Source organism: Herbidospora sp. NBRC 101105 (assembly GCF_030269205.1).
Taxonomy (GTDB): domain Bacteria; phylum Actinomycetota; class Actinomycetes; order Streptosporangiales; family Streptosporangiaceae; genus Herbidospora; species Herbidospora solisilvae.
Genome location: NZ_BSSX01000001.1, coordinates 1,824,680 through 1,847,880, shown reverse-complemented (window position 1 = coordinate 1,847,880; position 23,201 = coordinate 1,824,680). Strand labels below are relative to the sequence as shown.

Below are 23,201 nucleotides of genomic sequence, written 5' to 3'. Positions count from 1 at the left end.
GGTTCTTTGCAAAGAGTTCTTTGCGGTTTATGGTGGCTCTCATGAACGAGTCCGTCTTCCTCGACGCCAAGGGCCTGCGCGCGCTGGCGCACCCAGTCCGCGTGCAACTGCTCGGCCTGCTGCGGCTCCACGGCCCCCAGACCGCGACCGGCCTGGCCGACCGGCTGGGCCTGACCTCCGGCGCGACCAGCTACCACCTGCGCCAGCTCGCGGGCGGCGGGCTGGTCGAGGAGGACGTCAACCGGGGCAACGGCCGCGAGCGCTGGTGGCGGGCGATCCACCGCATCACCCACTTCGACGACACCGAACTGGCCGACCAGGAGCCGGAGGCCGCGTTCATGTACCTCCAGTCGGTGATCGACGTCCAGGGACAACGCGCCCAGCGCACCCTGGCCGCCCACCAGACGATGCCCGGCCCGTGGCGCGACGTCTTCGACCTCAGCGACTGGGCGCTGCGCCTCACCCCCGAGGAGGCCCACAGCCTGATCGAGGAGCTGCACGCCGTCGTCGGCCGCTACCGCCTCGACGGCCCCGAGGCCGAGGCCCCCGGCGGCGCGGAGCGTGTCGTGCTCGTCATCCACTCCCTGCCGGAGCCGTCATGACCCGCTCGTGGCGCCCGGTCGCGGGCCTGTTCGCCGCCTCCCTGATCGCCCACACGGGCACCCGCGTCTCCGCGATCGCCATCCCCTGGTTCGTGCTGGTCACCACCGGCAGCGTCACCCAGACCGGCCTGGTCGCGTTCTGCGAGATGGCCCCGTACGTGCTGGTCAAAGCCCTCGCGGGCCCGGTCGTCGACCGGATGGGCCCCCGGCGGATGTCGTGGCGGGCCGACGCGGTCAGCGCCGTGGCGGCCACGCTGATCCCGATCCTGCACTTCTCCGGGGGGTTGTCCTTCCCCGTGCTGCTGGTCCTCGTGGCGGTCATCGGGGCGGTGCGCGGACCGGGCGACCTGGCCAAGGAGATCATGGTCCCGGAGGCGGCGGAGCTCGGCCGCATCCCCCTGGAGCGGGCGGCCGGCCTCGCGGGCGTCGCCGAACGCCTCGCCTCCACGGTCGGCCCGGCGGTCGCGGGCGCGCTGGTGGCCCTGACCGGCCCCATGGTCGCCCTGATCGCCAACGCCGTCTGCTTCGCCCTCGGCTCGGTGATCGTGGCGACCGTCCTGCCCAAGGACATGGGCCACCGCCCCGCCGAGACGGGCCCGAAGACCGGCTACTGGCGGCGCTTCGGCGAGGGCTTCGCCTTCCTGAGGAACGAGCGCCTCATGCTGACCATCACGATCATGGTCGGCCTCACCAACTTCCTGGACGCCGCCTTCTCCTCCCTGCTCCTCCCGGTCTGGGCCAAGGAGACCGGCGGCGGCCCGGCCGCGATCGGCCTGGCCACCAGCGTCATGGGCGTCTCGGCCGTGGCGGGCTCCCTGATCGCGGCGATGGTCGCGCACCGGCTGCCCCGCCGCCTGGTCTTCTTCCTCGGTTTCCTCGTCATCGGCGCCCCGAGGTTCCTGATCCTGGCGGTCGACGTGCCGTTGTGGGCGGTCATCGCCGTCTTCGCGGTCGGCGGCTTCGGCAGCGGCTTCCTCAACCCGATCATCGGCGCGATCTACTTCGAGCGGGTGCCGAGGCCGATGCTGGGCCGCGTCAACTCCCTCAGCGACGCGGTGGCCTGGTCGGGCATGCCCCTCGGCGGCCTGGCGGCCGGCGCGGCGGTGGCGGCCGCCGGCCTGGTGCCGGTGCTGGCCTTCTGCGGGGTCGCCTACTTCCTGATCACGACCCTCACGGGCCTGCGCCCCGAGTGGCGGGAGATGCGCTCAGCGCCAGTGACCGGGCCGGTCGAGGTCGAGCCGGGTCTCCCGGTCACCCCGGGCGGCGGCGACCTGCGGACGGGTCAGGAACAGCGCACCCCGTAGATCGGCGCCCCGCACGTCGGCCCCGCGCAGGTCGGCCCCCAGCAGGTCGGCCCCGCGGAGGTCGGCGTCCCGCAGGTCGGCCCCGATGAGCAGCCGCCCCCGGAGGCTGACGTTCCGCAGGTCGTGCCCGCGCATTCGGGCCCCCGCCAGGTCGCGGCGCATCTCCCTGGCCGGGCCGCGCACCTGCTCGCTGATCTCCCCGAGCCGCGCCCCGACCCGCGCCCGCAACTCGCCGATCGCGAAGGCGTCGATCACCGGGGACGCGGCCAGCGCCTCGGTCTCCTCGCGCAGGTCGGCGGCGTGGCCGTACCGGCCGGCCTCGTCGAGGTACCAGAGCAGCTCGTGGAGCTGCCGCAGCAGCGGAAAGAGCGCGACGTCGCGTTTCTCCTGGGTGACCCGCTGCCCGGCTCCGAAACAGTCGAAGGTCACACATCCTTGGTAACCGCTGTCGAGCAGCCGGTCGTGGATGCGGCAGCGGAAGTCCCCGGTCAGATTGACGCAGGGTTTCCCGGCGGGCTTGTCGACGGCGAAGTCGGCCGATCGGGTGAACGGCAACTCCACGCAGCACAACCCCGCGCAGGAGGCGCAGTCGGAGCGCAGGTCGATCACACGTGCTCCATGACGATCACGGCGGTGGTCTGGGGTTCGAGTGCCCGGAAGACATGCGGCACGTCGCCAGGGTAGGTGATGTAATCGCCCGGCCCGAGCTCGACGGGCCCCTCGGTCGGCCCGACGAGGGCCCGCCCCCGCCCGATGATCGCGTGCTCCATCGTGCCCGGGTTGTGCGGATCGGACACCCGCGCCTCCCCCGGCTCGGCGTCGATCCGGAACAGGTCCCGCCGCGCCCCGGGCGGACACGAGGCGAGCAGGGTCGCGGCGTAGTCGGCCCGCTCGGAATGGGTCACCGGCCCCTCCCCCGCCCGGATCACCCGCACATGCGGCCGGGGCGGGTCGATGAGCCGGCTGATCGGCACCCCCAGCGCGACCGCGAGCGCCCACAACGTCTCCACGCTGGGATTTCCGGCCCCCGACTCGAGCTGCGACAGCGTCGACTTGGCGATCCCCGCCCGTTTGGCGAGCTCGGTCAGCGACAACCCGACCCGCTCACGCTCGCGGCGTATCGACGCGGCGATGAGGGTGATCAACGCGGCGGAGGTGTCCAAGCCCGTTCGCTCCATCAGTCCGATTGTTCGCCTTGACGAACATTGTCGTGTGTGTTCATTCTAGTGGCCATGCGTTCGATATCACGAACGGCTTTGCGCGACATAGCCCTCGTCTGCGTGGCCGACGCCATCGTCGGAGCCTCCTTCGGCGCCATCGCCGTGTCCGGAGGTTTCGAGCCGTGGGTCCCCGTGGTGATGTCATTGATCGTGTTCGCCGGAGGAGCCCAGTTCGCCGCCATCGGCATCGTGATGGCGGGCGGCGGCGCCGTGGCGGCCGTGGCGACCGGCCTGGTGCTGAACGCCCGCCTGCTCCCCTTCGGCTTCGCCGTCGCCGACACGTTGAAGGGCCGCCTGTACGGCGCCCAGCTCATCACCGACGAGACGGTGGCGTTCGCCCTGAAGGGCCGGGACGCGCGGGAACGGCACGACTACTTCTGGGTCAGCGGCCTGGCCCTCTTCGCGGCGTGGAACGTGTCGGTGGTCGTCGGGGCGCTGGCCGGGACCTTCATCGGCGACACCGACGCCCTGGGACTGGACGCGATGTTCCCGGCGGTGCTGCTGGCGCTGATCATGCCGGCGCTGTCGGAGCGGGGGGTGCGGGTGCCGGTGCTGGCGGGCGGGGCGGTCGCCTTGGCGGCGTCGACGGTGCTGCCGGCGGGGGTGCCGGTGCTGCTGTCACTGCTCGGGTTGCTGGCCCGTCCGAAGAAGGCCTGATGAACACGTTCGACCGAGGCTCCGACACCCGCCGCGGAGCCCGGCGCGACCACGGGACGCGTGAGATGGAGAAGTTCAGGCACCACCGCCGAACCCGACGCGACCGAGCGACACGACCAGCCGAAACAACGCTGCCGCCTGACGCGACCCGGTGACAGACCAAAGGAGGCCTAAATGGACATGCCGATCGTCGCGATCGTGGTGCTGGCCGCCGGGACGCTGGTGTTCCGGCTGGCGGGCCCTCTTTTCCGGGATCGCGTGCGGATTACGGCCCGCCTGGAGGACCTGCTGTCGCTGGCCGCGCTCGTTCTGCTGTTCGCGCTGGTCGTGACCTCGTCGTTCGCCGGATGGGCGCGGCCGGCCGGGGTGCTGGTCGCGGGGGTGCTGGCCGTCCGGAAGGCGCCGTTCCCGGTGATCGTGATCGCCGCGGCCGCGACCACGGCCGTGCTGCGGCTCATCGGGGTGCCGTGACGCGGGCGTCGAACTCCTCGCGCGTCGGCAGGAACCACGTCTGGTCGCCGCGGTTGCATTCGCGGACCAGGTCGCGGAAGGCGTCACTGGCCGCGATGTGGCGGGAGACGTCTCCGATGACGGCAAGGCGGAAGCCGTACTGGACGAACTTCTGCAGGATCGCGCCCGCCAGGCCCGTCCGCAGGGAGAAGAAGGCGTCGGGCAGCCGCTCGGCCGGGATGACCACCCAGGTCACGCCCTGCCCGAAGGTGGCGCCGATGACGTCGAGCGCGTCGGCCTCACTGGCGATCGGCGGCCCGTCGGCGGGGAGGGTGAAGTGCACGGTCACTCCTTGGTGAGGGCGTCGACGATGGTGAGCAGCGCGGCGGTGTCGGCGACCCCGCCGATCACGATGATCTTCAGCGAGGCCCTGACCTCGTCGTAGATGGCCTCGACCCGGAGCTTTCCCTCGGCGCTGCCGCTGTTGGCCAGGGCGATCACCGCGTTGGAGATCCGATCGGTCTGCTCCCGGCTGATCGCGTCGACCTGGACCACACTGGAGACCTCGACCGCCCGATGCCGCCGCACCGTCTCGGGGACCACCGGCTGGCCCGTGAAGGCTTCGAGGTCCTCGCGGGTGATCCGGTACTGCTTGCCGATGCGGACGGCCTTCAGCTTGCCGTCCCGCACGTAGTTGCGCACGGTTTTGACGTGAAGCCCGAGCAGGTTCGCTACCTGTTCGACCGAATATGGCTGCATGTTCCCCATTATAGGGAACGATAGGGAATGTCAGCGCCGAAGCGAGAAGGCGACCAGCACGACGCCGACGAACGCGAGCGACAGGTTGGCGAAGACCTCGCGGCCCTCGAAGAGGTCCATCCGCTCGAAGATCCAGCGGTTGGGGGCGTTGAACAGTATGCCCATGATCGGCTGCGTGGCCAGGTGGTCGACGGTGCCGCTGACACCCATCATGAACAGGAGCAGACCCAGAAGCCGGGGACCTTTTCGCATGCCGCCGAGATTAGGGGCGGCGACGGTCGGGAGAACTCGGCCGAAGGTCTCCCTCGGTCCGACTTTGGGGTGTTGTGTGGCCGGCGACAACACCGGTTGCGACTGGGACGCCTTCGCCGACTCCCTCGGCGACGCCGTCCGCGCCGGCGTCGTCAGGCGAGGCGTGGCCTGCTCGGCGACGACCGGGACAACGATGGTCACGCTCCCGGTCAGCAAGGCCCGGCCCGCTCTCAGGCGGCCTATGACGACGACGCCGTACCACCTGGTCAGCGGCCTCGGAGGTAGGCCAGCACGGCCAGGACCCGGCGGTGGTCGTCTTCGGCCGGAGGCAGGTCGAGCTTGGCCAGGATGCTGGCGATGTGCTTGGCGACCGCCGCCTCGGTGACCACCAACGCGCGAGCGATGGCCGCGTTGGAGCGGCCTTCGGCGACCAGACCCAGGACCTCGTGTTCGCGCGGGGTCAGCCGGGCCAGGGGTTCGCGGCGGCGGCTGAGCAGTTGCCGTACCACCTCCGGGTCGACGACCGTGTGCCCCTCCGCGACGCGTTCGACCGCCTCGACGAACTCGCGCACCTCGCCGATGCGGTCTTTCAGCAGGTATCCGATGCCGGCGCCGCCGCCGGAGTCGAGGAGTTCGGCGGCGTAGGTCTGCTCGACGTACTGACTGAGCACCAGCACCGCCAGCCGCGGACGGGTGGCGCGCAGGGCGAGGGCGGCCCGCAGTCCCTCGTCGGAGAAGCCGGGCGGCATGCGGGCGTCGGTGACGACGATGTCGGGTTCGTGGGCGGTGACGGCCTCGACGAGCGCGTCCCCGTCGCCGACGGCGGCGACGACCTCGTGGCCGAACCGCTCGAGGAGCCCGGCGAGCCCTTCACGCAGCAGCACGACGTCTTCGGCCAGAGCTACCCGGAGACGGGGCACACGACCTCCACGAGAACCTTCACCCCGGCTGACACGAGACCTCCACCACGACCACCCGAGAACGGAACGAACGGCTCCCCGGAGAGGGGAGGCCGTCCTCTGGAAATACGCGGCGGAAGCGGACGACCACATCGCACGCCATCTCCCTCCCGACCGTTCGGCGACGCGAGACGACAACCTCCGCCAGAGCCACCCGAGATTGCCCCGAAAAGGAACAAGCAGCAACCGCCGAGGCACCGCACCCCGCACCCCGCACCAAACTGTTCGGCGGCCCGCTTGCAGAGGTCGATGTAGGGCGCATGGCGGTCGGAGACGCCGCTGCTGAGGGGGCGCGTCAGCGGCAGGTCGGGATCGGCCGGAGAAACCCCGCCGCGTCTCCCAAGACCGCCGAAGACATGGCACATGATCTCATCCGAGCCTCCCCCGACTAACCGGGCGCGGGACACGGAATCTCCACACGTAACAAGGTCGGGCCACCACGCGGACTCGACAGGCTCATCACCCCGTCGGTGACGGCTACCCGGTCGGCCAGGCCGGCCAGGCCCGAGCCCGCCGCCGGGTTGGCGCCGCCCACTCCGTCGTCGCGGACCTCCAGGACCAGGGCGCCCTCGTGGAGGCGGCCGTAGACGTGCCCGTGCCGGGCTCCGCTGTGTTTGGCGATGTTCGTCATCGCCTCGGACACGACGTAATAGGCCGCCGCCTCGATCGGGGCGGGCAACCGCCCGGGCAGCGACACGTCGACGTCGACGGGGACCGGCGACCGGCCCGCCACGTCTTCGACGGCCGCGCCGAGCCCCCGGTCGGTGAGGACCTGGGGATGGATGCCGCGGATCAGTTCGCGCAGTTCCGCGAGCACACGTTTGGCCTCCTCGTGGGCCTCGGCGACCTGGGTCTCGGCGGGCGAGCCGGGCGGCAGGTCGAGGCGGGCCAGGCCGAGTTTCATGCTGAGGGACACCAGCCGCTGCTGGGCGCCGTCGTGGAGATCGCGCTCGATGCGGCGGCGTTCGGCCTCGAACGCGTCGACCAGCCGGGCCCGGGAGCGGATGATCTCGGCGTCGCCGGGCGCGAGCACCGCCCGCGCGATCATGGCCCTCGTGCCCGCCCACGCGGCCAGCATGTAGGCCGACAGCGGCACCAGCAGCAGCCCGCCGGCGGCCAGGGGCAGGCCGTCGACCCAGTGCATGCTCGGCTGGAGCGGCGCCGACATCAGCAGCACCGGCAACCAGAACGCCGATGAGACCAGCCCGAGGTCCATCCAGCACAACACCGACAGCGCGACGACCGTGAACCCGAGATCACGCCAGGTCGCCTGCTCCCGCACGCGCGTGGTGATCCAGGCCCGCAGACCCGGGTTCGGCGGCTTCACATGCGGGTTGCCCGCGGGCGTGCGGTCGACCAGCCGCATCCGCGCCCGTTCGAACGCCCCGACCGGCAGCGCCGCCACGATCAGGGTCAGCAGGGCGGCGGCGAACGCCGTTCCGGTGCCGAAGACGTAGGCCGTGTAGATGAGCAGGCACATGGCCACCGCGTAGACCGCGCTGCACAGCAGATAGGCGAGCGCGCGCCACGGCCACGACGAACCCAGGAACGCCAGTGGCCGACGCGTCATCGCGGCCATCGCGGTTCTGGTCAGCACGCCCCGACCGTAACCGATCGACCCCGACCGGCACGGTAGTGCCAGGACTACTCTCATCCCTCGCCGCAGCACCAATGCGCCGGCCTGAGCCGTTCGGCTTCGCTTGACGCCATGAAGGTTCGATTGGAAGCGGTACGCCGCACCTACGGAACGGTGACGGCGCTCGACGGGGTGACGGCCGGCTTCGCGGCGGGCACCCTCACGGCGATCATGGGCCCGTCGGGGTCGGGCAAGTCGACGCTGCTGCACTGCGCGGCCGGTCTCGACCGCCCGACCGAGGGCACGGTCGTCATCGACGGCACCGACCTCGGCTCGCTGAACGAACACGGCCTGACCGTGTTGCGGCGCGAGCGGATCGGGTTCGTCTTCCAGGCGTTCAACCTGGTGTCGGCGCTGACCGCGGAACAGAACGTCGCGCTGCCGCTCCGGCTCGCCGGGCGGCCCGCCGCCCCCGACCTGGTTCGCCGGGCGCTGGCGCAGGTAGGCCTCGCCGATCGGGCCGGTCACCGGCCGGGCGGCCTGTCGGGTGGCGAGCAGCAGCGGGTGGCGATCGCGCGGGCGCTGATCACCAAGCCCGCCGTGGTGTTCGCCGACGAACCGACCGGCCAGCTCGACACCCAGACCTCCCGTCAGGTGCTCGGCATGCTGCGCCGCCTCGTCGATGACCACGCCCAGACGATGATCATGGTGACCCACGACCCGGTGACGGCGTCCTACGCCGACCGGGTGATCTTCCTGGAGGACGGGCGCGTCGTCGACGAGTTCACCGGCGCCCTGACGGCCGAGACCGTCGCCGCCCGGATGGCGGGCACATGCTGAGCTTCGCGACGGTACGAGAACGGTGGCAGTCGTTCGCCGGTGGTTTCGTCGTGTTGTCACTCGGCATGGCGCTGGTGTCGATGAGCGTCCTGGCGCTGGCCTCGGCGGGGCCGAGAGTGCCCGACCGGCTGGCGGGGACGCCGGTGTTCGTCTCGGCTCCGAGGCTCGATCGGGCCGACGGCAGCTTCGCCCCCGACCGCCCGTGGTCGCCCGAGACGGTCGCGTCATTAGTTGAGGGGCTCTCCGCGATCCCCGGGGTCGCGCAGGCCGTTCCCGACCGCGCCTTCTACGCCCAGCCCGTGATCGGCGGCAGACCCGCGCCGTCCGAACGGGGTCACGCCTGGTCCACGGCGAGGTTGGCGCCCTACCGGCTGACAGCGGGCACCGCACCCCGAAAAGGCGAGACGGTCGTCGACCGGTCACTGGGGTTGACGCCGGGGACCGACGTGTCCGTTCTGACGGCGCGCGGCCCGGTGACGTTCACGGTGTCCGGCACGGTCGACGGGCCGGGGGTCTTCCTGAACGACGCCGAAGCGGCCCCTCTCTCGGCGGGCGTACGCGCCATCGGCCTGGTCGCCGAACCGGGGGCCGACGTCGCCGCGATCGCCGAGGCTGCGGGGAGGTTCGCCGACGTGCTCACCGGAGACGGCCGGAGCGTCCTGGAGTCCCGCGACGACGAGCGCACCCGCTGGATCGGCATGCAGATCCTCACCGGCATGGCCGTGCTCTCGGCGCTCGTGTCGGTGCTGGTGGTGGGGTCGACGTTCGCCGTCGGGGTGGCGCAGCGGCGCCGCGAGTTGGGGCTGCTGCGCGCCGTCGGGGCGACGCCGCGTCAGATCCGGGCCATGGTCTACGGCGAGGCGCTCGTGGTCGGCGTCGCCGCGACGGCGGCGGGTGTGGCGGCCGGTGCGCTGCTCGCGCCGGTGCTGGGCGCCGTGCTGGTCGAGGTCGGGTTCGAGCCGACGGGCTTCGCGGTCGCTCTGTCGCCGCTGCCGCTCGCGGGGTCGTTCGCAGGTGGGGTGATCCTGACGCTGGTGGCGGTCTGGTCGGCGTCGAGGCGGGCGGCGCGGGTGAGTCCGCTGGAGGCGCTGCGCGAGGCCGAGGTCGACGACCGGCCGATGCCGCGGCTGCGGTGGATCATCGGGCTGGCGTCGTGCGCGCTGGGGGTGGCGTCGGCGGTGAGCTCGGACGGCGAAGGCGCGTTCGTGATGTCGGGCCTGGTCGCCGCGGTGGGCCTGATCGCCGGTCTGGCGCTGCTGTCCCCCGTGGTGGTCCCGCCGGTGGCGCGCTACGCGTCGTGGCCGTTCACCCGGGGCCGGGGTGCGGTCGGCATGCTCGTCAGGGAGAACGCCAGAACCGCGGTTCGCCGGACCGCCGCCACGGCCACGCCGGTGCTGGTCACCATCGGGTGCGCGGTGCTGATCACCGGGATGGTGCAGACGACCGCCGCCGGTTTCGCGGCCGTCCGGGCCACGACGATCCGGGCCGACGCGGTCATCGTGCCCGACGGCACACCGGGCCTGACCGATGCGTCCGGTGGAGAGTCGTCCCTGTTCAGCGCGGTGTTCGAGGCCAACGGCGACCCGTTGAGCACCATCGGGGCGACGCCGGAGCTGCTGAAGACGGCCGGTGACACCTCCGGCCCGCTCGACGAGCTCCGCCACGACGACCGGGTCCTGGTCGCCGAGTGGCTGGCCGATGACCGGGGGCTGCGGCCGGGCGCGGTGCTGCCGGTGTCGTTCGAAGACGGCACCTCGGCGAGGCTGACCGTCGCCGGCACCGTCCGGAACGCCGACGCCGACGTGCTCGTGTCCCGTGACCTGCTGAGGAGGCACGACCCGGTGGTCCTCGCCGACGAGGCCTACGTCGTCGGGGCCGCTCCCGATCCCGGTCCGGGGGCGCGGGTGGTCGACGTGGCGGCCTACGCGGCCGAGGCCGACGCCGAGGAAGACCGGCTGGTGTGGATCGCGACCCTTCTCCTGGTCGTGGTGTCCACCGCCTACGCGGGCGTGGCGATCGTGAACACGATGGTGATGTCGGCCGCCGGGCGGGTGCGCGACCTGGAGGTGCTGCGGTTGTCGGGGGCGACGCCCCGGCAGGTGCGCGGCACCGTCGCGGCGGAGTCGGCGCTGGTGGTGCTGCTGGGCGCCGGGCTGGGGACGGTGGTCGCGTTGCCCGCGCTGTTCGGCATCCGCGGCGCGTTCGCCGAGGCCATGAACACCGACGTGCCGCTGGTGATCCCCTGGCCGCTCATCGGGGGGCTGGTCGCCGTGTGCCTGGTGCTGGCGGCCGGCGCGTCGGTGCTCGCGGCCACGACGAAAGTCGGGCGTTGACCGACCATCGTCGCGTAGCCGGGGGAAAGCCGGCGTGGTTACGCTCGAACGCGATGGACGTCTCCCCCCGCCGCCCCCGTGACTGGATCGTCGACTCGCTGCTGTTCGGGTTCGCGGTCGGCTTCGGGTTGTTCACCGCGTCCGTGCGGATGCCGATCCTGCATCTACTGCCGCACCCCGCCTTGTTCCACCTCGACCAGGTGCTCGGGGTGGCGGGCTGCGCGGCCATCTGGTGGCGGCGGCGTCACCCGACCGGGCTGGCGCTGGTGCTGGTGGTCGTCTCGGCCTGGTCCGAGCTGATCGCCGGGGCGACGATCGTGGCGCTGTTTAACGTGGCCGTGCACCGGCCGCCCCGCGTCACCGCGGGCGTGTTCGGGCTCAGCGTGTTGTCGTGTGTCGTCTTCGTCGTCCTGCGGCCCGATCCGGTCGATCCGGGCGGGGCGGTGTTCCTGCTGGGTACGTCCATCTACGGCATGGCCACCGGCTGGGGCATGGTGATCCATCATCGGCGGCAGCTGGCCGCCTCCCGCCGCGACCGGGAGGCCCAGATGGCGACCGAGGTCCGGCTGCGGGCCGAACAGGCGCAGTTGCAGGCGCGCGAGGCCATCGCGCGCGAGATGCACGACGTCCTGGGCCACCGGTTGTCGCTGCTCAGCGTGCACGCGGGCGCGCTGGAGTTCCGTCCGGACGCGCCGCCCGACGACGTCGCCCGCGCCGCCAAGATCATCCGCGAGAGCGCCCACCAGGCGCTCCAGGACCTGCGTGACGTGATCGGGGTGCTCCGTGCCCCCGTACGCGAACTGCCGCAGCCGACGCTCGCCGAGGTCGGCCGCCTCACCGAGGAGTCGGCGCGGGCGGGCATGCGGGTGACGCTCACGGAGCAGGTCGAGGGTGCGGTGCCGGGCCTGACCGGGCGGACCGGCTACCGCGTCGTCCAGGAGGGCCTGACCAACGCCCGCAAGCACGCCCCGGGCGCCGAGGTGGCGGTGTCGGTCAGCGGCGCTCCGGAGGCGGGTCTCACGGTCGAGGTCCGCAACACGCCGCCACCCGGGGAACCGGCGGTCCGTCCGGGCGGGCAGGGGCTCACCGGCCTGGCCGAGCGGGTGGCGCTGGCGGGCGGCACGCTCACCCACGGCGGGCGGCCTGACGGAGGGTGGGTGCTGACGGCCTGGCTACCCTGGCCGGCGGCAGGCTCACCCACGGAGGCCGTCCTGACGGAGGGTGGGTGCTGACGGCCTGGCTACCCTGGCCGGCGGCAGGCTCACCCACGGAGGCCGTCCTGACGGAGGGTGGGTGCTGACGGCTTGGCTACCCTGGCCGGCATGACCATCGCCGTGCTGATCGTCGACGACGACCCGCTGGTGCGCGCGGGCCTGACGATGATGCTCGGCGGCTCGCCCGACATCCGGATCGCCGGTGAGGCGGGCGACGGCTCCCAGGTCGCCGGTCTCGTCGAGACGCTGGCGCCCGACGTGATCCTCATGGACATCCGCATGCCGAACGTCGACGGCCTGGCCGCGACCGAACGGGTGCGCGCCCGGAAGGACGCGCCCGAGGTCATCGTGCTGACCACGTTCGACGCCGACGAGCACGTCCTGCGGGCGCTGCGGGCCGGCGCGGCCGGGTTCCTGCTGAAGGACACCCCGCCGGCCGAGATCGTCGAGGCCGTCAGAGAGGTGGCGCGCGGCAATCCGGTGTTGTCGCCGGGGGTGACCCGCCGCCTAATGGACCGGGTGGCCGAAAGCGGGCCCGACCGCCGCAGGTCGGCCGCCGTGGCGAAGCTAGAAGGCCTCAACACCCGCGAGCGGGAGGTCGCCGTCGCGGTCGGCCACGGCCGGTCGAACGCCCAGATCGGGGCCGAGCTGTATCTGAGCGTCCCGACGGTCAAGACCCACGTGTCGAGCATCCTGGCCAAACTCGGGTTCAACAACCGGGTGCAAATCGCGCTGCTCGTCCACGACGCGGGCCTGATCAGCGAACCGCCTCGATGAGAATGCGCTGCGAGTGGGCCACGAACGGCCCGTGCCGCTCGATGAAGTCGTGCAGCGTCTCCAGGCGGTCGCGGTAGGCGTCGACGGTGAAACCGGGGACCGTCCAGATGACCTTGCGCAGGAACACCACGACGGCGGCGACGTCGAAGAACTCCATCCGCAACGCCTCGTGCCGGACGTCGGCCACGTCGAGCCCGGCCCGTTCGGCGGCGGTGACGAGGGTGACGACGTCCACGCCGGAACGTGTCGTGCGGGGATCCACGTCCCGGCGTCCGCCGGTGACCGGGCCCATCATGAACTCGGTCAGTTCCCGCACCGTGCCCGACCCGACGTGCTGGGCCAGGTAACGCCCGCCGGGGGTGAGGACGCGGGCGACCTCGTCCCAGCGGGTGGCGACGGGGTGGCGGGAGACGACGAGGTCGAAGTGCCCGTCGGGGAAGGGCAGGTCGGCGTCGTCGGCGACGTGGGCGACGACGTCGCCGAGCCGCCGCCGGGCCAGGGCGAGATTCGGCTCCCACGATTCGGTCGCCGCCACCACCGGCGGCAGAACCGGGACGGACGCCAGCACCTCACCGCCGCCGGTCTGCACATCGAGCAGCGCCTTCGCCGAAGCGGCCCGGCCGGCGAGCAGCCGCGCATATCCCCAGGAGGGCCGCTGCTCGGTGGCCCGCCCCTCGAACCAGGAGAAGTCCCACCCTTCGACGGGAACGGCCGATCCTTCGGCCAGACGATCGGAGAACATGCCGTCCACCTTGCCGGTCATCAGGTGACGTTCCCACCGAATTTCACGCCCGCCGACCTCCGCGCCCCCTCCTGGACAGGTCTCCCCATCCTCACCATGGCAGCAGTCACAGGCCACGCGCTCGCGAACAACCTCGCCAGGGTCGTTCACCTGACGATGGTGTCGGCACTGGTGCCGGGGCGGGACCTCCTTCTGAGCGCTACCGCGTCCAGGGCGAACGACAGGCCGGTTACCCGGCCAGACCGCCGATCACCAACACGAGCAGGCCGGCGCGCCGCCTCCCAATGACGATTACGACCCCGGGGTCCACTTGGTGCTCGTCGCGGTGACGGGCGGAGGCCCAGGGTCCACCCCGTGCTGACGCAGATGACGGAACCGATCACGAGACCTACAGCCGACGTACCCGCCCCTCACCGCTCTCCTCGCGCCCGTTCCTCCGCGATCCGCTCGTCGAGTTCCGGCACCTCGAAGACCTCCCGGATCTCCACCCCCTCCTCCCCGTCCTGCACATACGGCATCTTCAACGCCCAGGCCACCGCCTCCTCCTTGGACTCCACCTCGATGATCCAGAACCCGGCGATGACCTCCTTCGTCTCGGTGAAGGGACCGTCGATGACCACGGCCTTGCCCTTCCGGTACGAGATCCGCGCCCCCCGCGTCATCGGGTGCAGCGCCTCCGCGGCCACCAGGACCCCGGCCTCCGTCATGGCGGCGTTGTAGGCGTGCATCGCCGCGATGAGCTCGTCGCTGGGCAGCACCCCGGCCTCGGTCGCCTCGTTTCCCAGGCCCATGATCATGAATCGCATCCGCCCAGTCTGGTGGAATGGCGCGGTGACCAACAAGGCGCACCACGTGGTGGAAGAGGTCTGGCGGAGCGAGGCGGCCCGCGTCATCGCCGGGCTGACGCGGCTCACCGGCGATGTCGGCCTGGCCGAGGAGCTGGCCCAGGACGCCCTGGTGGCGGCACTGGAACAGTGGCCCCGCGACGGTGTCCCGGCCAATCCGGGGGCCTGGCTGACCACGGTCGCCAAACGCCGGGCCGTCGACGTGTTCCGGCGGCGGGAACGCCACGACGAGAAGCTCGCCGAACTGGCCCGGACCGCCGTCGACGTCGAGGAGCAGCCCGATCCGGACGCCATCGAGGACGACGTCCTGCGGCTGCTGTTCGTCGCCTGCCATCCGGTGCTGACCACCCAGACGCGGGTCGCGCTGACGTTGCGGCTGCTCGGCGGGCTGAGCACCGACGAGATCGCCCGCGCGTTCCTCTCCCCCGAGGCCACGATGGCCCAGCGGATCTCCCGCGCGAAGAAGACCCTCGCCGTCGAGCGGGTCCCGTTCGAGGTGCCGGCCCGCGAGGAGCTGGGCGAGCGCCTGGAGGCGGTGCTGGAGGTCGTCTACCTGATCTTCAACGAGGGCTACACCGCCACGGCGGGAGACGACTGGGTCAGGCCGCACCTGTGCGAGGAGGCGCTGCGGCTGGCCCGCCTCCTGGAGGACCTGCTGCCGAAGGAGCCCGAGGTGCACGGCCTGCGGGCGCTGCTGGAGATCCAGGCCTCCCGGCTGCACGCCCGCACCGACGAGCACGGCGACCCCATCCTGCTGCTCGACCAGGACCGCACGAAGTGGGACCGCGGCCGGATCGCCGCGGGGCTGGCGGCGCTGGAGCGGGCGGGCACGGGACCGTACGCGCTCCAGGCCGCCATCGCCGCCTGTCACGCCCGGGCCGAGACGGCGGAGGCGACCGACTGGCGGCGCATCGCGGGTCTCTACGACCGGCTGGCCGAGGAGGTCCCGTCGCCGGTCGTCGAGCTGAACCGGGCGGTGGCCCTGGCCATGGCCTACGGCCCCGCGGCCGGGCTGGCACTGGTCGACGAGCTGGCCGACGAGCCCGCGCTGCGGGGCTACCACCTGCTGCCGAGCGTGCGGGGCGATCTGCTGGCCCGGCTGGGCCGCGACGAGGAGGCGCGGGCCGAGTTCCGGCGGGCGGCCGGGCTGACGCGCAACGAGCGCGAGAGGGCCCTGCTGCTGGCGCGTGCCGGAGTATCCTGACGATCATGAGTCTGCCCGAACGTGTGATCGACGGCGTGGTGGCCCGTGACGGCGAGGCGGTGCTCGACCGGCTCACGCAGGCGTGGTTGTTGTCGTTCGCCTCCCCCCACACCCGTTCGGCCTACGGCTCCGACCTGGCGCAGTGGCTCGCCTTCTGCGAGCGGCACGAGATCCATCCGCTGCGGGCCGTCCGGGTGCACGGCGACGCGTTCGCCCGCTGGCTCGAACCGGTCTCGCCGCGCACCCTCGCGCGGAAGTTGTCGGCGATCTCGTCGTGGTACGCCTACGCGACCGACGAGGGCGTCCTGGAGTCCAACCCCTTCACGCGGGTACGCCGCCCCAAGGTCGAACGGTTCCAGTCGGAGACCGTCGGCCTCACCGAAGAGGAGGCGCGTGCCCTCGTGGCGGCGGCCGACGCGACGACGGGGCCCACCGCCCTGCGCACGGCCGCGTTCGTCCGGCTGATGATCGAGCTGGGGCCGCGGGTGTCCGAGGCGCTGGCGGCCACCATCGACGACCTGGGTCACCAGCGCGGCCACCGTACCCTCAGGATCGTCGGCAAGGGGCAGAAGACCCGCGTGCGCAACCTGCCGCCCGCCACCGCGGCGGCGCTCGACGCCTACCTCGACGACCGCGCCCGCCGGGCCGGGGTCACCAGAGACCGGCTGACCGGCCCGCTGTTCGCCACGGCGGGCGGCCGGGCGCTCGACCGCGCCGACGCCTACCGGCTGGTCGTGAAGGTCGCCAAGGCCGCCGGCCTGGAGTCGAAGGTGACGCCCCACGCGCTGCGCCACACGTTCGCGACGGTCGCCAGCGACCGGGGCGCCTCGGTCAAGCAGCTGCAGCAGGCGCTCGGCCACTCCAGTTCGTCGACCACCGACATCTACATCCACAGCCGCGACAACCTCGAACGCGACCCGTCCCAGATCGTCGCGGCGGTCATCGGATGACACCCGGCGAACACGACCTCGCCACCCTGCTGGCGACCCTCGACCCCGTTCTGCACGACGGCGTCTACGTCTTCGCGACCGCCGCCGAACCGCCGCCCGGGCTCACGCCGGTGCTGACGTTCACCGAGCCCGAGGGCGTGACCCTGGTGGTCCCGGAGGGCCGGGCCGAGGGCGTCTTCCCGTGCCGCTGGATCACGTTGCGGGTGCACTCGTCGCTGGCCGCCGTCGGCATGCTGGCCGCGATCACGGCCGCGCTGGCGGCCGAGGGCATCCCGTGCAACGCGGTGTCGGCCTACTTCCACGACCACCTGTTCGTGCCGCCGGAGCGGGCCGGCGACACGATGCGGGTGCTGGGTCAGTTGTCGGCGAACGTCCAGGCCAGGTGGGACAGGCCCTCTTCGGCGTAGAAGCGGGCGCCGGGCCGGGTGAGGCCGTAGGCGATGTCCTCGATGATCGCGCAGCGCGCGTAGAACCGGGCGCGCGTCTCCACCGTCGGCCCGGCGTCGCCGCCGTGGTCGCGGTAGTGGCGCAGCGTCTCGGCGAACACCTCGGGGCCGAGGTCGCGCAGGACCAGCCCGAGGTCGTGGGCGGGGTCGGCGACGGCGGCGTCGGTCCAGTCGATGACCCCGGTGACGGTCGCGCCGTCGGTCAGCACGTGTTCGGCGCCGAGGTCGTTGTGGCAGAACGCCAGCGTCTTGGTCTCGTCGCGCGGCGGGTTCTCGCGGAGGAACCTCTCGATGGGCACCCGCAGGTCGCCGGGCACGTGCTCCTGGACGACCTCCTTGTACTCCTCGATGGTCCCGGCCAGCCAGGCGTAGAACGGGTCGTCGTCGACCTCGACCAGACCGGCGACCCGCTCCCGCGGCACCGCGTTCATCGCCGCGAGGAAGGCCCCCAGCGGCTTGGCGACCGCGAGCCCGAGCCGGCTGTCGAGAGGTTCTCCCGCCAGTTTCCGGTACGCCATCACGCCCGCCTCCCCGTCCACGAAGAGGACCTGAGGGGTGGGCACGGGCGAGACCTCCGCGACGACGGCGAGCAGCGCGGCCTCGCGGCGGACCTCCGCCGCGCCGCCCTCCTTGCTGCCGCGCACGATGAGGTCGCCGTCGACCTCGTAGGCGACGTTGTCCCAGCCTTCGCCGAGCTTGACCACCGACCGGGCCGGACGCCCCAGATGACGCGCCGCGACGGCGCCGATCTCGTCGATCACGGGCCTGAGGTTATCCGCCTCAGGTCGATGAACACCAACGTGTCGTCACCGGTCCGATGCGCGCTGAGCATGTCCCGGTCGTCCGCGGTGAGGCCCATCGTGGTGTAGGACCGCTCGCCGCCGTCCAGGGTGACGTTCAGCTCCAGGCTGCCGGACCGCCCGGTGACCACGTCGACGACGTACTGCTCGGCCTCGTCCCGGCCGGTGACCGTCACGGCCATGAACCGGTCGGCGGCCAGCCCCTGCGGCGCGAACGGCACCTCCCGTTCGCCCGACCCGTCCCGTGCGCGCGCGAAGGACGTGCCGTCGGCGTGCTGCCCGGAGCAGGTGGTCACCCCGCAGACGACGTGGCGGTCGCCCGGGGTGAGGGCGGCGTGGCGGACCTCCCCGGTCTCCAGGTTGACGAGCCGCCGGAAGCGGACGTCCTTCTCGCCGTCGGCGGGCAGGTGGGGGTCGCCCGCCCAGGGCCACTCCAGCAGGTGCAGCCCCTCGCCGCCCGGCACCGGCGTGGGCGGCCCGCCGGTCACCGGGACGCTGAAGACGCCCGTGTCGCCCGCGGAGTAGACGAGGCGGTCGCCGACCAGGTCGGTGGCCCAGGGCACGTGCGGCAGCGTGCCCGGCAGCCGCTCGGCGGTCCCCCCAGCCAGCGGCGCCCGCCACAGGGTCGCGGAGGTGTCGGTCTTGACGTGCCAGACCAGCCGGTCGCCCGCGACCACGAAGCCGTCGGCGATCTCGCCCTTGCGGGAGGGCACCAGCGTGACCTGGCGCAGCTCGCGGGTGCGCTGGTCGTAGGCGTAGACGGCGCCGGCCCTCTCGTGGGAGCTCCATGTCGTCAGCAGCGTGGTGTGGTCGTCGGCGATGAGCAGCGGGCGCAGCCGCTTGCCGTTCTCCAGGGAGGCGGGGGCGATCTGGACCGCGCCCGGCCACACCTCCTCGACCGGCGGCGACCCCGCCACCTGCTCCTCGGTGATGGCCGGCGGGGGCGGGGTGACCACCACCGGCTCGGGCTGCTCGTGCCGGACGGCCAGCACCGTCCCGGTCGCGACCAGCACGACGGCGGCCGCCGAGGCGAGCAGCCGGGACCGGGCCCGGCGGCGGCGACGGCGGGCGACCCCGTCGAGCAGGCCGGGCGGGGCGGGAGGAGCGTGGGTCGCGGCGCGCGCCAGCGTGGCGCGCAGGTCGTCTTCCAGCGTCATCGCGGGCTCCTGTCGGTCGCGGTGTCTCCGATGACGGCGCGCAGGCGGGCCAGGCCGTGGCTGGCGTGGCTGCGGACGGTGCCGCGCGCGATGCCCAGCACCCGGGCGATCTCGGCGTCGGTCAGGTCCTCGTAGTAGCGCAGCACCAGCACGGCGCGCTGTTTGCGGGGCAGGTCCGCCAGCGCGCGCCACAGTCCCTGCTCGCGGTCGGAGGGACGCTCGTCCTCCCAGGCGCCGTCGGGCGGGTCGACGGCCAGGCTCTCGCGGCGGCGCCGCCGCCAGACGCTGATGTGCAGGCGGGCCATAACGACCCGCACATAGGCCTCCGGGTCGTCCTTCCGCCGCACGCGCGGCCACGCCCGGTGCAGCCGCGCCAGCGCCTCCTGCGTGAGGTCAGCCGCGTCGTGGGGGTCGCCGCTCAGGACGTAGCCGTACCGTAAGAGCGCGTCGGCGCGTTCGGCGGCGAACGCGGCGAAGTCGGGGTCGGGGTCCACATCACCTAGACGGCCGAGGGCCGCGAAGTGTTGAAGCCGGGCCGCTCACGCTCCGGCCAGCACCGTCAGCGTCTCGCCCAGGGGCGCGTCGAGCTTGAGGAGCGCCTGGTCGTCGCCGCCGGTCGGGCCCTGGTTGACGATCGCGATCGGGATGCCGAGCGCCTCGGCCCGGTCGACGAAGCGCCGGCCCGACCGCACGGTCAGCGAGGAGCCCAGCACCAGCAGCAGCCGGGCCGCGGCGACCATACCGAAGCACTCGTCGACGCGCGGCTGGGGCACGTTCTCGCCGAAGAAGACGACGTCGGGCTTGAGCAGGCCGCCGCAGCCGTCGCAGTCGACCACGGTGAACCCGGCCACCAGTTCGTCGGGGACGACGGCGTCCCCGTCGGGGTTGATGGGGCCGACGGCCGCGTCGAAGCCGGGGTTGGCCGCCTTCAGGCGGTCGTCGAGCTCGGTGCGGGGGATGCGCGCCCGGCAGCGGAGGCAGGCCACCCGGTCGAGGCCGCCGTGCAGCTCGACCACACGGCGGGTGCCGGCGGCCTGGTGGAGGCCGTCGACGTTCTGGGTCACGACGCCGTCGACCAGGCCGAGCCGTTCGAGGCGGGCGACCGCGTGGTGGCCGGAGTTGGGTTCGACGCGGCCCATGTGGCGCCAGCCGACGTGGCTGCGGGCCCAGTAGCGGCGCCGGGCGGCGGCGCTGGTGGTGAAGGTCTGGTAGGTCATCGGGTCGGCGCGGCGGGCCCGGCCGGTCTCGCCCCGGTAGTCGGGGATGCCCGACTCGGTCGACAGTCCCGCGCCGCTGAGGACCACCACTCCCCCGTCGCCGACCAGGCCGGCGAGTTCTCGCATCACCTGTCCATTCTGCGGTCCGCCTGGCGTGCCTTGTGCTCCAGGTAGCGCCGTTCGGGCTGGTTCGCGGTCTGGCGCGCGGCCTTGGCGTAGGCGGCGCGGGCGCCGTCGAGGTCGCCGGCCATGTCGAGCAGGTGGGCCCGGACCGCCTCCACGCGGTGGTGGCCCTTCAGCCGGGCGTCCCGCTCGACCTCGGCGAGCAGGTCGAGGCCGGCGGCGGGACCGTCGACCATGGCGACGGCGACGGCGTGGTTGAGCGACACCATGGGGCCGGGCCAGAAGCGCTTGAGGGTGGCGTACAGGACCAGGATCTGCCGCCAGTCGGTCTGGGCGGCGCTGGGGGCCTCGTCGTGGACGGCCGCGATGGCGGCCTGCACCTGGTAGGGGCCGAGCGAGGCCGAGCGCAGGGTCTCGGTGATCAGGTCGGTGCCCTCGGCGATGAGGGCCCGGTTCCAGCGGGAACGGTCCTGCTCGGCGAGCGGGACCAAGGTGCCGCCGGGGCCGGTGCGGGCCGGGCGCCGGGCGTCGGTGAGCAGCATCAGGGCCAGCAGGCCCGACACCTCGCCGTCGCCGGGCAGCAGCGCGTGCAGCCGCCGGGTCAGCCGGATCGCCTCGGTGGTCAGCTCGACGTCGAGGAGGCCCTCTCCGGCGCTGGCGGCGTAGCCCTCGTTGAAGATCAGGTAGAGGACGTGCAGGACGACCGCGAGCCGGGCCTCCCACTCGGCCGCCGGAGGCGGCTCGAACCGGGCTCCGGCGGCCCTGACCGACTGCTTGGCGCGGCTGATGCGCTGGCCCATGGTCGCCTCGGGGACCAGGAACGCCCGCGCGATCTGCCCGGTCGTCAGCCCGCCCACGGCCCGGAGGGTGAGGGCGACCTGCGACGACGGCGAGATCGACGGGTGGCAGCAGAGGAACAGCAGGGTGAGGGTGTCGTCGTGATGCTCCACGTCGTCGCCGGGGCCGGGCATCGCCGCGACGCGTTCCTCGCGGCGCTCGCGTGCCTGGTCGCTGCGCGCCTCGTCGGCCAGGCGGCGGGTGGCGACGGTCACCAGCCACGCCTTCGGGCTCGCCGGCACGCCCTCCACGGGCCACTGCAGCGCCGCCGCCAGCAGGGCCTCCTGGACGGCGTCCTCGCACGCGTCGAAGCGGCCCCAGCGGCGGACCAGCACCGCGAGCACCTGCGGCGCCAGCTCCCGCAGCAGGCGGTCGGTCACCGCGTCGACGCCGGTCATGAGCCCTCGAACACCGGTCTCACCTCGACGGCGGAGAACTCGGCCTCGGGCAGCCCGGCCGCCAGTTCGACGGCCCGTTCGGCCGAGCACTCGACGATGTAGAGGCTGGCGAGGAACTCCTTGGCCTCCACGAACGGCCCGTCGGTGACGACGGGGATGCCGTCGCGCACCCGGACCGACCTCGCCTGGTCCTCTCCTTCGAGGCCCTGGGCGGCCACCAGCTCGCCGGTCTCGCGGAGTTTCGCGATCCAGGCGTCGTGGCGGTCGACCAGGGTCTGGAACTCCTCCGGCGAGAACGCCGCGTAGCCCGCCTGAGTGCCGTAGATCATCAGCGCGTACTTCATGGACCCGACCGTATCGCCCCCGATCAAAAAATCTTCAAAAACCGGTTGCCGCCCAGTTCAAGGGCTGTTTCACGATCGGTGGACACCTGCCACCCTCCGGCGTTTCCGCAGGTCAGACCGAACGTGAACGTACATTTCACGTTTGCCTGGGGCCGCCTGGGCCGGTCAGGATGGAGCGATCCCGAAACGCCCCCGACCAGGGGTTTCTTCGGCGTGTCCAAAACCTGGAGGGTTCATGATTCACGCCCGTGGCCTGACCAAGACGTACACCCTCAAGAAGACCTCCGTCGACGCCGTGCGCGGCGTCGACCTCGACGTGGAGCCCGGTCAGCTCGTGGCCTTCCTCGGGCCCAACGGCGCCGGCAAGTCGACCTGCCTGCGGATGCTGACCGGCCTGCTCCCGCCGACGTCCGGCACGGCCCGGGTGGCCGGTCACGACGTCACGACCGAGGCGGCGGCCGTGCGCGCCCGGATCGGCTACATCGGCCAGAAGGGCGGCGCCGGGGAGGCGTTCCGCATCGGCGACGAGCTGGTCACCCAGGGCCGCTGCTACGGCATGACCCGCCGCGCGGCCCGCTCGCGCGCCGAGGAGCTGCTGACGGTGGTCGGCCTCGACGGCATGTTCGCCCGTAAGCCGTCGACGTTGTCGGGCGGCCAGCGCCGCCGCCTGGACATCGCGCTCGGCCTGATGAACCGCCCACCCCTCCTGTTCCTGGACGAACCCTCGACCGGCCTCGACCCGGCCAGCCGCGCCGACATCTGGTCGCACATCCTGCGCCTGCGCGCCGACCACGGGACCACCCTGTTCCTGACCACCCACTACCTGGACGAGGCCGACGCGATGGCCGAACGCGTCGTCGTCATCGACCAGGGCCGCATCATCGCCGACGGCACCGCCCGCCGCCTGAAGGCCGACCTGGCCGGCGACCGCCTGACCGTCACCCTGCACGACCCGGCCGACGTCCCCCGCGCGGCCGAGATCGCGGCGGGCCTACCCGGCGCGGCCGGCCTCGCCTCCGACGGCCCGAGGCTGACCCTGCGGGTGGCGGCGGCCGACCGCGCGCTGCCCGAGTTCGTGCGGGCCCTGGACGCGGCCGGGCTCAAGATCGACACGGCCGAGAGCTCCCGCCCGACCCTCGACGACGTCTTCCTGGCCCTGACGGGCCGCACCATCCAGGACCAGGAGGCCTGACCC

At 72.7% G+C, this 23,201-nt stretch carries 27 protein-coding genes; 12 read left to right on the top strand and 15 right to left on the bottom strand.

The window, feature by feature from the left end:
• The first annotated feature begins 41 nt into the window (after positions 1 to 41).
• Together QSK34_RS08145 and QSK34_RS08140 are read left to right on the top strand one after the other, a co-directional pair.
• Positions 42 to 602, top strand: coding sequence for an ArsR/SmtB family transcription factor (locus QSK34_RS08145; RefSeq protein WP_285581636.1), 561 nt, complete (start codon positions 42 to 44; stop codon positions 600 to 602).
• Positions 599 to 1,906: an MFS transporter gene (locus tag QSK34_RS08140; RefSeq protein WP_161477818.1), complete on the top strand. Its 1,308-nt coding sequence runs from the start codon at positions 599 to 601 to the stop codon at positions 1,904 to 1,906. Before QSK34_RS08145 ends, QSK34_RS08140 begins: the two co-directional genes overlap by 4 nt.
• On the opposite strand, the gene QSK34_RS08135 is transcribed toward QSK34_RS08140, so the two are convergent.
• Together QSK34_RS08135 and QSK34_RS08130 are read right to left on the bottom strand one after the other, a co-directional pair.
• Positions 1,808 to 2,515, bottom strand: a complete 708-nt coding sequence (locus QSK34_RS08135; RefSeq protein WP_285581633.1) for a pentapeptide repeat-containing protein — start codon at positions 2,513 to 2,515, stop codon at positions 1,808 to 1,810. The two genes, QSK34_RS08140 and QSK34_RS08135, sit on opposite strands and share 99 nt — an antisense overlap.
• Positions 2,512 to 3,084 carry a helix-turn-helix domain-containing protein gene (locus QSK34_RS08130; RefSeq protein ID WP_285581631.1) on the bottom strand — a complete coding sequence of 191 codons (573 nt, stop codon included), beginning with the start codon at positions 3,082 to 3,084 and terminating at the stop codon, positions 2,512 to 2,514. The genes QSK34_RS08135 and QSK34_RS08130 overlap by 4 nt, the downstream gene beginning before the upstream one ends.
• 78 nt (positions 3,085 to 3,162) lie before the next feature.
• On the opposite strand from QSK34_RS08130, the gene QSK34_RS08125 reads away from it, so the two are divergent.
• Both QSK34_RS08125 and QSK34_RS08120 read left to right on the top strand, forming a co-directional pair.
• Entirely contained in the window at positions 3,163 to 3,783 is a 621-nt protein-coding gene (locus QSK34_RS08125) for an AzlC family ABC transporter permease (protein WP_285581630.1), read from the top strand.
• Positions 3,784 to 3,957: 174 nt separating this feature from the next.
• Complete coding sequence (locus tag QSK34_RS08120; RefSeq protein WP_285581628.1) at positions 3,958 to 4,254, top strand: AzlD domain-containing protein; 297 nt, start codon at positions 3,958 to 3,960, stop codon at positions 4,252 to 4,254.
• Here QSK34_RS08120 and QSK34_RS08115 read toward each other — a convergent pair.
• The 5 genes from QSK34_RS08115 to QSK34_RS08095 form a co-directional block, all read right to left on the bottom strand.
• Positions 4,238 to 4,576: a DUF4180 domain-containing protein gene (locus tag QSK34_RS08115; RefSeq protein ID WP_285581626.1), complete on the bottom strand. Its 339-nt coding sequence runs from the start codon at positions 4,574 to 4,576 to the stop codon at positions 4,238 to 4,240. The two genes, QSK34_RS08120 and QSK34_RS08115, sit on opposite strands and share 17 nt — an antisense overlap.
• Before the next feature lie 2 nt (positions 4,577 to 4,578).
• A complete protein-coding gene (locus QSK34_RS08110; RefSeq protein WP_285581624.1) occupies positions 4,579 to 4,992 on the bottom strand; it encodes a helix-turn-helix domain-containing protein in 414 nt (137 codons plus the stop codon).
• A 30-nt stretch (positions 4,993 to 5,022) separates the two neighbouring features.
• Complete coding sequence (locus QSK34_RS08105; RefSeq protein ID WP_161477824.1) at positions 5,023 to 5,244, bottom strand: hypothetical protein; 222 nt, start codon at positions 5,242 to 5,244, stop codon at positions 5,023 to 5,025.
• A 266-nt stretch (positions 5,245 to 5,510) separates the two neighbouring features.
• Positions 5,511 to 6,164 (bottom strand): response regulator, encoded by a 654-nt coding sequence (locus QSK34_RS08100; RefSeq protein ID WP_285581621.1) that lies wholly within the window; start codon positions 6,162 to 6,164, stop codon positions 5,511 to 5,513.
• A 427-nt stretch (positions 6,165 to 6,591) separates the two neighbouring features.
• Entirely contained in the window at positions 6,592 to 7,800 is a 1,209-nt protein-coding gene (locus QSK34_RS08095) for a sensor histidine kinase (RefSeq protein ID WP_285581619.1), read from the bottom strand.
• Between the two features lie 111 nt (positions 7,801 to 7,911).
• On the opposite strand from QSK34_RS08095, the gene QSK34_RS08090 reads away from it, so the two are divergent.
• From QSK34_RS08090 to QSK34_RS08075, 4 genes are all read left to right on the top strand, one after another.
• Positions 7,912 to 8,619: an ABC transporter ATP-binding protein gene (locus QSK34_RS08090; RefSeq protein WP_285581617.1), complete on the top strand. Its 708-nt coding sequence runs from the start codon at positions 7,912 to 7,914 to the stop codon at positions 8,617 to 8,619.
• Positions 8,613 to 10,952, top strand: a complete 2,340-nt coding sequence (locus tag QSK34_RS08085; protein ID WP_285581615.1) for an FtsX-like permease family protein — start codon at positions 8,613 to 8,615, stop codon at positions 10,950 to 10,952. Before QSK34_RS08090 ends, QSK34_RS08085 begins: the two co-directional genes overlap by 7 nt.
• 53 nt (positions 10,953 to 11,005) lie before the next feature.
• Positions 11,006 to 12,184, top strand: coding sequence for a sensor histidine kinase (locus tag QSK34_RS08080; protein ID WP_285581613.1), 1,179 nt, complete (start codon positions 11,006 to 11,008; stop codon positions 12,182 to 12,184).
• Positions 12,185 to 12,274: 90 nt separating this feature from the next.
• The gene (locus QSK34_RS08075; protein WP_161477831.1) at positions 12,275 to 12,943 is read left to right on the top strand and encodes a response regulator; all 669 of its coding nucleotides are present in this window, start codon (positions 12,275 to 12,277) and stop codon (positions 12,941 to 12,943) included.
• On the opposite strand, the gene QSK34_RS08070 is transcribed toward QSK34_RS08075, so the two are convergent.
• Together QSK34_RS08070 and QSK34_RS08065 are read right to left on the bottom strand one after the other, a co-directional pair.
• Positions 12,924 to 13,706, bottom strand: a complete 783-nt coding sequence (locus tag QSK34_RS08070; protein WP_285581609.1) for a class I SAM-dependent methyltransferase — start codon at positions 13,704 to 13,706, stop codon at positions 12,924 to 12,926. The two genes, QSK34_RS08075 and QSK34_RS08070, sit on opposite strands and share 20 nt — an antisense overlap.
• Before the next feature lie 389 nt (positions 13,707 to 14,095).
• Positions 14,096 to 14,491 carry a YciI family protein gene (locus QSK34_RS08065; RefSeq protein ID WP_161477832.1) on the bottom strand — a complete coding sequence of 132 codons (396 nt, stop codon included), beginning with the start codon at positions 14,489 to 14,491 and terminating at the stop codon, positions 14,096 to 14,098.
• 25 nt (positions 14,492 to 14,516) lie between these two features.
• On the opposite strand from QSK34_RS08065, the gene QSK34_RS08060 reads away from it, so the two are divergent.
• From QSK34_RS08060 to QSK34_RS08050, 3 genes are read left to right on the top strand one after another with little or no spacing between them, the layout of a single operon-like run.
• A complete protein-coding gene (locus QSK34_RS08060) occupies positions 14,517 to 15,734 on the top strand; it encodes an RNA polymerase sigma factor (protein ID WP_285581606.1) in 1,218 nt (405 codons plus the stop codon).
• 5 nt (positions 15,735 to 15,739) lie between these two features.
• Complete coding sequence (locus QSK34_RS08055) at positions 15,740 to 16,684, top strand: tyrosine-type recombinase/integrase (protein ID WP_285581604.1); 945 nt, start codon at positions 15,740 to 15,742, stop codon at positions 16,682 to 16,684.
• Positions 16,681 to 17,091 (top strand): ACT domain-containing protein, encoded by a 411-nt coding sequence (locus tag QSK34_RS08050; protein ID WP_285581602.1) that lies wholly within the window; start codon positions 16,681 to 16,683, stop codon positions 17,089 to 17,091. The genes QSK34_RS08055 and QSK34_RS08050 overlap by 4 nt, the downstream gene beginning before the upstream one ends.
• Here QSK34_RS08050 and QSK34_RS08045 read toward each other — a convergent pair.
• Genes QSK34_RS08045 through QSK34_RS08020 form a run of 6 tightly spaced genes read right to left on the bottom strand, consistent with a single transcriptional unit; the run spans position 17,040 to position 22,006 of the window.
• The gene (locus QSK34_RS08045) at positions 17,040 to 17,891 is read right to left on the bottom strand and encodes a phosphotransferase family protein (protein ID WP_285581600.1); all 852 of its coding nucleotides are present in this window, start codon (positions 17,889 to 17,891) and stop codon (positions 17,040 to 17,042) included. The two genes, QSK34_RS08050 and QSK34_RS08045, sit on opposite strands and share 52 nt — an antisense overlap.
• On the bottom strand, positions 17,888 to 19,087 hold the full coding sequence (locus tag QSK34_RS08040) for a TolB-like translocation protein (protein ID WP_285581598.1): 1,200 nt from the start codon (positions 19,085 to 19,087) through the stop codon (positions 17,888 to 17,890). The genes QSK34_RS08045 and QSK34_RS08040 overlap by 4 nt, the downstream gene beginning before the upstream one ends.
• Positions 19,084 to 19,581 carry a SigE family RNA polymerase sigma factor gene (locus QSK34_RS08035; protein WP_285581596.1) on the bottom strand — a complete coding sequence of 166 codons (498 nt, stop codon included), beginning with the start codon at positions 19,579 to 19,581 and terminating at the stop codon, positions 19,084 to 19,086. Before QSK34_RS08035 ends, QSK34_RS08040 begins: the two co-directional genes overlap by 4 nt.
• A 45-nt stretch (positions 19,582 to 19,626) precedes the next feature.
• The gene (locus tag QSK34_RS08030; RefSeq protein WP_161477839.1) at positions 19,627 to 20,430 is read right to left on the bottom strand and encodes an NAD-dependent protein deacetylase; all 804 of its coding nucleotides are present in this window, start codon (positions 20,428 to 20,430) and stop codon (positions 19,627 to 19,629) included.
• Positions 20,430 to 21,662 carry an RNA polymerase sigma factor gene (locus QSK34_RS08025; protein ID WP_285581594.1) on the bottom strand — a complete coding sequence of 411 codons (1,233 nt, stop codon included), beginning with the start codon at positions 21,660 to 21,662 and terminating at the stop codon, positions 20,430 to 20,432. The genes QSK34_RS08030 and QSK34_RS08025 overlap by 1 nt, the downstream gene beginning before the upstream one ends.
• On the bottom strand, positions 21,659 to 22,006 hold the full coding sequence (locus QSK34_RS08020; protein WP_285581592.1) for a YciI family protein: 348 nt from the start codon (positions 22,004 to 22,006) through the stop codon (positions 21,659 to 21,661). The genes QSK34_RS08025 and QSK34_RS08020 overlap by 4 nt, the downstream gene beginning before the upstream one ends.
• 235 nt (positions 22,007 to 22,241) lie before the next feature.
• Here QSK34_RS08020 and QSK34_RS08015 point away from each other — a divergent pair, with 235 nt between their 5' ends.
• Positions 22,242 to 23,198, top strand: coding sequence for an ATP-binding cassette domain-containing protein (locus QSK34_RS08015; RefSeq protein WP_285581591.1), 957 nt, complete (start codon positions 22,242 to 22,244; stop codon positions 23,196 to 23,198).
• Positions 23,199 to 23,201: the final 3 nt, after the last annotated feature.

Bases quoted from the DNA above. Each gene is read 5' to 3' on its own strand.
- QSK34_RS08070 (WP_285581609.1), bottom strand. From the start codon at position 13,706: ATGACCGGCAAGGTGGACGGCATGTTCTCCGATCGTCTGGCCGAAGGA.
- QSK34_RS08110 (WP_285581624.1), bottom strand. From the start codon at position 4,992: ATGCAGCCATATTCGGTCGAACAGGTAGCGAACCTGCTCGGGCTTCAC.
- QSK34_RS08085 (WP_285581615.1), top strand. From the start codon at position 8,613: ATGCTGAGCTTCGCGACGGTACGAGAACGGTGGCAGTCGTTCGCCGGT.
- QSK34_RS08040 (WP_285581598.1), bottom strand. From the start codon at position 19,087: ATGACGCTGGAAGACGACCTGCGCGCCACGCTGGCGCGCGCCGCGACC.
- QSK34_RS08140 (WP_161477818.1), top strand. From the start codon at position 599: ATGACCCGCTCGTGGCGCCCGGTCGCGGGCCTGTTCGCCGCCTCCCTG.
- QSK34_RS08120 (WP_285581628.1), top strand. From the start codon at position 3,958: ATGGACATGCCGATCGTCGCGATCGTGGTGCTGGCCGCCGGGACGCTG.
- QSK34_RS08065 (WP_161477832.1), bottom strand. From the start codon at position 14,491: ATGCGATTCATGATCATGGGCCTGGGAAACGAGGCGACCGAGGCCGGG.
- QSK34_RS08130 (WP_285581631.1), bottom strand. From the start codon at position 3,084: ATGGAGCGAACGGGCTTGGACACCTCCGCCGCGTTGATCACCCTCATC.
- QSK34_RS08080 (WP_285581613.1), top strand. From the start codon at position 11,006: ATGGACGTCTCCCCCCGCCGCCCCCGTGACTGGATCGTCGACTCGCTG.
- QSK34_RS08105 (WP_161477824.1), bottom strand. From the start codon at position 5,244: ATGCGAAAAGGTCCCCGGCTTCTGGGTCTGCTCCTGTTCATGATGGGT.
- QSK34_RS08050 (WP_285581602.1), top strand. From the start codon at position 16,681: ATGACACCCGGCGAACACGACCTCGCCACCCTGCTGGCGACCCTCGAC.
- QSK34_RS08090 (WP_285581617.1), top strand. From the start codon at position 7,912: ATGAAGGTTCGATTGGAAGCGGTACGCCGCACCTACGGAACGGTGACG.
- QSK34_RS08025 (WP_285581594.1), bottom strand. From the start codon at position 21,662: ATGACCGGCGTCGACGCGGTGACCGACCGCCTGCTGCGGGAGCTGGCG.
- QSK34_RS08145 (WP_285581636.1), top strand. From the start codon at position 42: ATGAACGAGTCCGTCTTCCTCGACGCCAAGGGCCTGCGCGCGCTGGCG.
- QSK34_RS08055 (WP_285581604.1), top strand. From the start codon at position 15,740: ATGAGTCTGCCCGAACGTGTGATCGACGGCGTGGTGGCCCGTGACGGC.
- QSK34_RS08075 (WP_161477831.1), top strand. From the start codon at position 12,275: ATGACCATCGCCGTGCTGATCGTCGACGACGACCCGCTGGTGCGCGCG.
- QSK34_RS08030 (WP_161477839.1), bottom strand. From the start codon at position 20,430: ATGCGAGAACTCGCCGGCCTGGTCGGCGACGGGGGAGTGGTGGTCCTC.
- QSK34_RS08020 (WP_285581592.1), bottom strand. From the start codon at position 22,006: ATGAAGTACGCGCTGATGATCTACGGCACTCAGGCGGGCTACGCGGCG.
- QSK34_RS08015 (WP_285581591.1), top strand. From the start codon at position 22,242: ATGATTCACGCCCGTGGCCTGACCAAGACGTACACCCTCAAGAAGACC.